At 67.4% G+C, this 7,471-nt stretch carries 5 protein-coding genes and 2 pseudogenes; 5 read left to right on the top strand and 2 right to left on the bottom strand.

The features are described from left to right. Positions 1 to 742 precede the first annotated feature (742 nt). The 5 genes and pseudogenes from ABZ904_RS49880 to ABZ904_RS49860 all read left to right on the top strand — a co-directional run bounded on the left by ABZ904_RS49880 (position 743) and on the right by ABZ904_RS49860 (position 5,018). Positions 743 to 1,987: an IS110 family transposase gene (locus ABZ904_RS49880; RefSeq protein ID WP_361830846.1), complete on the top strand. Its 1,245-nt coding sequence runs from the start codon at positions 743 to 745 to the stop codon at positions 1,985 to 1,987. A gap of 351 nt (positions 1,988 to 2,338) precedes the next feature. After that, a complete protein-coding gene (locus ABZ904_RS49875) occupies positions 2,339 to 2,629 on the top strand; it encodes a transposase (RefSeq protein WP_361830843.1) in 291 nt (96 codons plus the stop codon). Then, positions 2,626 to 2,978 (top strand): annotated as a pseudogene (locus ABZ904_RS49870) (transposase). Before ABZ904_RS49875 ends, ABZ904_RS49870 begins: the two are co-directional and overlap by 4 nt. A 475-nt stretch (positions 2,979 to 3,453) precedes the next feature. Next, a pseudogene (locus ABZ904_RS49865) lies at positions 3,454 to 3,588 on the top strand (transposase); the annotation flags it as partial. A 68-nt stretch (positions 3,589 to 3,656) separates the two neighbouring features. Beyond that, complete coding sequence (locus ABZ904_RS49860) at positions 3,657 to 5,018, top strand: endonuclease domain-containing protein (RefSeq protein WP_361005962.1); 1,362 nt, start codon at positions 3,657 to 3,659, stop codon at positions 5,016 to 5,018. 141 nt (positions 5,019 to 5,159) lie between these two features. Here ABZ904_RS49860 and ABZ904_RS49855 read toward each other — a convergent pair whose 3' ends face one another. Beyond that, positions 5,160 to 5,648: a DUF6233 domain-containing protein gene (locus tag ABZ904_RS49855; protein ID WP_361005968.1), complete on the bottom strand. Its 489-nt coding sequence runs from the start codon at positions 5,646 to 5,648 to the stop codon at positions 5,160 to 5,162. A gap of 399 nt (positions 5,649 to 6,047) precedes the next feature. Next, a complete protein-coding gene (locus ABZ904_RS49850) occupies positions 6,048 to 7,364 on the bottom strand; it encodes a PP2C family protein-serine/threonine phosphatase (RefSeq protein ID WP_361005965.1) in 1,317 nt (438 codons plus the stop codon). Positions 7,365 to 7,471 lie beyond the last annotated feature (107 nt).

Here is a 7,471-nt window from a genome sequence, read left to right as displayed (position 1 = left end):
GTGTGGCGGACGACCGCCTCACTCGCGGCGTACGTACGCGCCGAGGTGCGTCACCCGATGCCGGACGGCAGCCCGGGTCAGGGCAACACCATGGGGGCGGCCTTGATGTTCGGTCCCATGGCCGCGCTGACCAACCCGGTCTTCCTGGAAGCGACATCGAGCGCACGGGGCTGACGGCTGCCTGCACATCCTGGGCCCGGCGAGCCCCACCAGTTCGAAGGCTCACCAGTTGGATTAGCGAAGCGTAGTGAACCTGTGGCAGAGTGCTACGCGCACGCCCGGCGCCCAGGCGACGCCCGCACCCTCCTCGGTTGGGTCTTGCGGCACGGTCGACCAGCGTCCGGAGGGACGTGCCACGCGGGCTGGCGGCTCCTGTCGTTCAGTACCAGGGCACGAAGGCGATTGGCTCCCAAGGCTGAGCAACGCTCAGGCTCGCTAAGCCAGTCAGCAGTCCAGCGCACCTTCGGTGCGCGCCGGGGGAACAGTAAATCCGGGCGCGCGCTGGGGGTGCTTCTGTGAGCCCTGACGAGGGGTAGGCCCCGTGCGGGATCATGGGGTGTTCGTTCCGGTTGAAACCGATGTCTCTGTGATGCTGTGCAGCTCGCCAGTCAGCATGGTGCTGAGGGCCGACCACGGGAACCGTGGAGTGTTGCGGTAAGCACGTGCGTCAGAATTCCTGATCCACCCTGGCCCTCCCGGAACGGCGTTCCTCCTGGCCCTTCACGGATGGAAGGAGCGGGCCGTGGACGTGCTGCATGAACGCTGCGCGGGTGTGGACATAAGCAAGAAGGACGCGAAGGCGTGCATCCGGACGCCGAGTACGAAGCGCCGGGGGTCGTTTACGACCGAGACGACCACGTGGGGATCGACGACGAACGCAGTGCTCGCCCTGCGGGACCACCTGCTCGCCGCGCAGGTGACGCTGGTGGTGATCGAGGCGACGTCGGACTACTGGAAGCCCTACTACTACGTGCTGGCCGAGGGCTTGAACGTGATCCTGGTCAACGCCCGGCAGGTCAAGAACCTGCCCGGCCGCAAGACCGACGTCTCGGATGCAGCCTGGCTGGCCCAGCTCGGCGCCCACGGCCTGGTCCGCCCTTCGTTCGTCCCGCCTCAACCGGTGCGCGAGTTGCGGGACCTGACACGGGCCCGCACCACCCTCACCCGGGAACGCGGCCGGGTGGTCCAACGCCTGGAGAAACTGCTGGAAGACACGGGGATCAAGCTCTCCGCGGTCGCCTCAGACATCATGGGTGTATCCGGCCGAGCCATGCTCGAAGCCCTCACCGCCGCAGAGCGCGACCCGCAGGTCCTGGCGGAGCTGGCCAAGGGAAAGCTCCGTAACAAGATCCCTGAGCTGACTGAGGCCCTGACCGGGCGGTTCCGCGAGCACCATGCGTTCCTGGTCCGTCTGTATCTGGGCCAGTACGACCGGCTCACCGCCATGATCGACCAGGTCACCAGGCGGATCGAGGAGGCGATGGCCCCCTTTCGGGGCGCCCTCGACCTGCTCGACACCATCCCCGGCATCAACCAGGCCACCGCCGAGGTGATCATCGCGGAGACCGGCGGGGACATGACCCGGTTCGCCTCCGCCAAGCACCTCGCGTCCTGGGCCGGGGTATGCCCCGGCCACCACGAGTCCGCCGGCCGCACCAAGAACACGAAGGTCCGGCCCGGCAACCCCTATCTGAAGGGCGCCCTTGGCACCGCGGCGTTCAGCGTGACGAGATCCAAGGGCACCTATCTGCAGGCCCGTTACAAGCGCCTGGCCGCTCGCCGCGGCCCGCTCAAGGCCCTCGTCGCCGTTGAACATTCCATCATCATCGCGGTCTGGCACATGCTCACCGATCACAAGCCCTATCACGAGCTCGGCGGCGACTACTTCACCCGGCGCGACCCCGAACGCGCCACCCGTCAGGCCATCAACCGGCTCAACCAGCTCGGCTACCGCGTCACCCTCAACCCCATCGACGCCGCAGTCTGACAACGCAGTCCCGGTCCCACCCGACGATCCACACGGACCGCCGGGTTCCAGACCTGCCCACATCACCGCTGACCAAGTTCTATTTACGCGTCAGAGACGCTCGCCGGGACATCGCTTCTGGGTCGGGCGTGAGGTGCCGGGCGACGGGCCTCGGCTCGCAGACGAAGGACGCCCCGGCACCTAGTACTCCAGCAGGACTTCTAGATTTTCCCTGGTCAACGGCCTGACGGCGAGGAGTGTAGCGGGTGCGTGGCGGTCGCGGGACGGTCTTGGACGGGCCGTCCCGCGAACGTGTGCCCGCGCCGCATGTAGTGACAGCGTCCGGGACGGTCCACCGTCGTGATCAGCGACATGCCGACCAGCGCATGGGACCAAGAACTCGAAGAACTCTTCCTGCGGACCGGAGCCCGCTTCACTCGGGTGGAAGCCCGGCGCCGGATGCGGGACTACGTATGGGGGCTCCTCGGCCCAGTCGGCCGCAAGAACAGCTGGCAGCTCGCCGAATACGCCGGCCATGCCACCCCCGACGGCCTCCAGCACCTGTTGTCCAAGAGCCGCTGGGACGCCGACGACCTGCAGGCATACGTCACCGAGCAACTCGACGAAGCAGACGGGGTGTTGATCGTGACACCGGCTTCGTGAAGAAGGGCACCACCTCCGCCGGGGTCCAGCGCCAGTACTCCGGCACCGCCGGTCGGACCGAGAACTGCGAAATCGGCGTCTTCGCCGCCTACGCCACCACCCGCGGCCACGCCTGGTCGACCGCGAGCTCTACATGCCCAAGTCCTGGACCGACGACCGCGAACGCTGCCAAGCGGCCCGCATCCCCGACGGACGCGGCTTCACCACCAAGAACGACCTCGCCCGCGCCATGATTGAGCGGGCCCTGGCCGCACCCCTCCCCTTCGCCTGGGTCACCGCAGATTCCGCCTACGGTGCGGAGCGGCTTCGCCGCACGACCTTCGGGCGGCACCCTCCGGACGGGCCTTGAGCACCGCGGCCGCCATGGCGGAGGGTGAGCAGTAGGGCCCCGAAGGCGATACCTGCAGGGAAGACACGGGACGTCTTACGCACGGAGAACTCACGATTCCCCGTGGGTAAGTGACCGATATAGCCGCGCGGACCGTGGCTCCGACCTGCGATAAACGCACGTAATCCGGGCGCCGGACGCGAGAGCGCAGGGGCCGCGAGCGCCGATGCCTGTACGCGGCCCCGGACTCCTATCCGTGACCCAGGCCGCAAGGTAGAGGTTTCCTCGCTGGTCAGCGTGCTGGAGGGCACGCGCAGTGCAGCGTGCTTGCACGAAGTACGGGAAAACGAGGGTCTGTGACACTCAGCCTCATCCGGGAGAAGCCGCAGGTCGGCACTGTCGAGAACCCGCGTCGAGAATCAACGTCGGCAAACGGTCCATGCCGACGCCGTACTTTGCGGCTGGTGTCCGGGATGTCGCACAATCCAATTGCAGCGTGGACGACCTAGTCAAGGCCTTGGGCTCGGACACCGGCATCTCCAAGTCCGAGGTCTCCCGGATCTGCGACGGACTCGACGAGGAGCTGAGCGTGTTCCGCACCCGGCCCCTGGACCACACCCGCTTCCCTTACCGTCCTGCTCCAGCAGCGTGTCGATCACCGACTATCAGTGTGTCGGTGTCGGCCGTTAGCCTGTCGGTATGTCAGAGCGTGTCATCCCGGGCCGTAGGGGCGGCCTGATCACTCTGGACGCCGCGGATGCTCTGTGGGCCGACTTGACGACCGACAGCGCTGTGCCGACGGCTTCTGCGGCGTTCACCTGCTCTCCTGCCAATGCCCGGGCGGGGTACGTCTTGCTCGGCGGCCGTGTGGTGGCGACGGTGAAGGCAAGCGGCGGCCAGTGGAGTGTTCCGGAGACTGAGGTGCGCCGGGCGGCAGCGGAACTGAACGCGGTTGAGATGGACCGCCAGGACCTGGTCCGCATCGGTCCGTTCCGTGGCGCGCCGAAGCAGAAGCAGAATGACAAAACGCCGCTGCGATGGCGCCAGCGCATCACCCGGGAACTGCAGGAGCTGGGCGACCCCGAGCGGGCAGCACAACCTGAAGGCGGTCGGCCGCACCATCTGGCGGGAATCGACTGGCGGCGGATACTCGTGGAACAAACCCGCGACCACACGGCGCGGACATGGCGGACATGGTGGCTGCCGCGCGCCGTGGTCAGACTGCTGGACGCGGCCGAGTACACCGAAACGCAGTGGCTGCAAGCCGCACGGACCCGCCAGAAGAGCACAGCCGCCACCGAGCCGCCCTCCCACCACCGGCAGACCCGAGCCGCCGACGGTCGACAGACGACGAGCCCCCATTGCCCGACCACCGCACCGCGCTCGTACAACGGAGAACTAAAAGACCACCTGTACTCGGCACTCAGCAGGAAACCCGGCATCTCCCGCAAGGTGGCTGAGTGGATTTGCGCCATCTGCCGCACCGCACCCGCCGCCGTACTCGACCACTGCCACGAACACGGCTACGTCCGCGCCCCCGTCTGCCACTCCTGCAACACACAAGAACGACCCGACCACCTGTACAGCAACGACATCCGCGTGGCTAACCACTACACGCGCCTCTTTGACACCCACACCACCGACTGGCTCCACCACTGGCACCGCTGCCCCGGCTGCCGCACCCGCACCACCCTCCCACTGCCACACCTCGCCGCATGGACCGCCTACATAGCCTGCCGATCACTGCGCCCGACCCACCGCGACCCCCGCGGCTCCCGCGCGCGCAAACCCTGTGGTGTGCTGCGCGTGTCCTGGACGGGCAGCCAGAACGCGCCCCGTTCCTGCCTGCTCACTGTCGCCGTCGACTTCTGCCCCTCCGGCGAGCACCGCGTCCTGACGCAAGTCCCCTACCGTGAAGCCGCCAAGCGGTTTAGCACCTGGCTGGCCGAAACCGCCCCGGCCGTGGCCGCCGCGGCCGGACCCGACCGCCTGGACGACCTCCCCACCCGGTTCCGGCCAGTCATCGCGGACACCAGCAGTGAGGGCCTGGCACTGTTCTGAGCAAACAGCGGGCGCCCTTCTAAAGCGTCTGACCGCAGGTTCGAGTCCTGCCGGGAGCACTGCCTGACGCCGTCCGCGCGTTCATCGTTGTTGCTCGACGTTCAGGGTTTCCTTTCTCGTTGGTCGTGGGTATTTGGCGGCTCAGTCTGGGTCGCGTGGGGGCGTCGGCGCCTGTGCCTCTTGGGCGGGGGGCTCTTTGCGGTCAGTGAGGGATCCGGCTGCTCCGCATTCTCTACATGCCGCTGCGCGGGGCTGGTGGAGTGCGGTGAGTGCTTGTTCCCGGTCGAGCGTCTGGGCGCTGGGTGTGCAGCCGATGACATGGATGAGGGTGGCGCCTGGGAGGCCGGGGCGGTGGGGCAGGTGCTGGACTGTCCAGGCCGGCTGGCCTTTACGCGGCGGAGTACTGCCTGTCTGGGACGCACGGCGGGTGGGCACGTGTTCGTAGGAGATGCCAGGGACGGGGCGTGCGTGGGCCGGGCTCACCCAGGCTCGGTGCTCGACCGGTTCCACACCGCCATCGGCGGCGTCCTGCCATATGAGGACTCCCACCTGGTATCGCCAGCCGTCCTTCGTCTGGCGCCGGGCATGAAGCCGTGCCCGGATCTCATGACCGCCCGGCAGCGTGACCATGATCGGCGCCGCACCGTGATCGTCCTTTCTCTGCTCCGCGGTCACCCTTTACTTCCTGTCCTGTCTGCAACCTTGTGTGCTGCCATCATGCCGAGTCCTGATCGGTCGTCGGGTGCACATGATGTGCCTGCTGTCTCGAGCACGTGATAGCCGCCCTGGTCCACGGCTCCGGCTACGAGCGGATCGCCACCCTGCGCTGCCACCCGTGCACCTGGCGTCCGGCCACCGGGCCCGTGACGGCCTCCTCGACATCCAACACGTCGAGTACGCGATCGACGTCATCCAGATGCGGTTCCTGGGCTACTGCCTTGCCGTCGCCGAGTGACAAGCAGAGCTTGGAGTCGTGGGCTATCGCTCCGGCTGGCCGTGCGGCGGGGTGGCCGGGGTCGCGGGATGCGGTCAGTCGGTTTTGCGGATGGCGATGGCGGCGATGTCGTCGTCGAGGTTGTTGCCGCTGTGTTTGAGCAGGGCGTGGTGGAGGCTGTTCAGGGCTTGCCGCGGTGCTGTGGTCAGCTGCTCCTGTGCCCAGGCGGCGAGGGGGAAGAATGCTCCGGTCGAGTCGCGGGTTTCGGTGACGCCGTCGGTGTAGAGCAGCAGGTGGTCACCCGCCCGGAAGGCAAATCGTTGGGGGCGGCAGGGGACGGTGAGCAGGCTGCCGAGATTCAGGGGCGGGGCGGGATCGTCTGTCTCGAGGGTGTCGATGTCGCCGTGACGCGCGAGCAGGGGTGGGGGGTGGCCGCAGCTGAAGATCGTGGCGTGGCTGCCGCGGCGGGGGATTTCCACGAGTACGGCGGTGGCGAAGAGTTCGGTGGGGTCTCCCTGGGCGAGGGCGGTCGCGTCGCCGCGGAGCAACGTGGCCTCCAGGCGTTTGGCGAGCTGGGCGAGGTCGGTGGCCTCGTAGGCTGCTTCCCGGAACGAGCCGAGCACGGCCGCGGCCACGACGACGGCGGGCAGTCCTTTGCCCCGGACATCGCCGATGACCAGCCGGATTCCGTGCCGGGTGTCGGCCAGGGCGTAGAAGTCCCCGCCCATCCGTGCGTGCGGGGTGGGGGTCAGGTACAGGGTGGCGATCTCCAAGGGGCCGACACGGCGCGGGATGGGCCGCAGGAGAACCTCCTGCGTGGTGTCGGCCACGGTGCGGACCTCGGTGAGGGTGGCCTCACGCTGCAGGCGCAGATGGCTCGCATACGCGGCGGCTACGGTGACCGCACCGATGGCTCCTGCAGTGAACCAGTGGGAATGATCCGACGTCGCGACAGCGTAGAGCGCGACCCCCACCAGACAGACCAGCCCGAGGACCAGCGTGGGTACCACCGCCCACAGCGCCGCCGCGAGCGCGGGCACGACGGGAAGCAGCCGAGCGACGGCTACTTCGGGCGGCGTCAATACTTCGAGGACAAAAAGAAGCAGCGTCAGGAGTAACGGGGAGACCAACACCGGATCCTGACGCACGTGACCCACCCAGCGCGCACCGCGCCCACCAAAAACTCCCATAAGCAACAAAGTATAGGTTAAAGCCCAAGCAATGGTTTTTGCGGGTGCGCGGCGGCCGCCAAGTTCGTGATGGTCGCGGTGCGGTGCTGTCAGGGCGGGTGGCCCGGGGGCTTGGCCGTCCTCGATCGCCTTCAGGTGCCCGGTGTCGGCCTGCTCGCGAACGTACTGCCATAGCTTCGTGCGCAACACCGCCGCTTCACCTAACACGTTGACCAGGCTCACCGGTTTGATTAGGAATCTTCAGTGATCGTAGAGTGATCGCGTGGAACTTCTTCGACTCTCAAAGGCCGCGAAGCGTCTGGGTGTTCACCCCGTGACGCTTCGTCTTT

This window comes from Streptomyces sp. NPDC046900 (assembly GCF_040644975.1).
Lineage (GTDB): Bacteria > Actinomycetota > Actinomycetes > Streptomycetales > Streptomycetaceae > Streptomyces.
The sequence above is the reverse complement of the archived record's forward strand: the minus strand, read 5'-3'. Positions and strand labels throughout refer to the sequence as shown.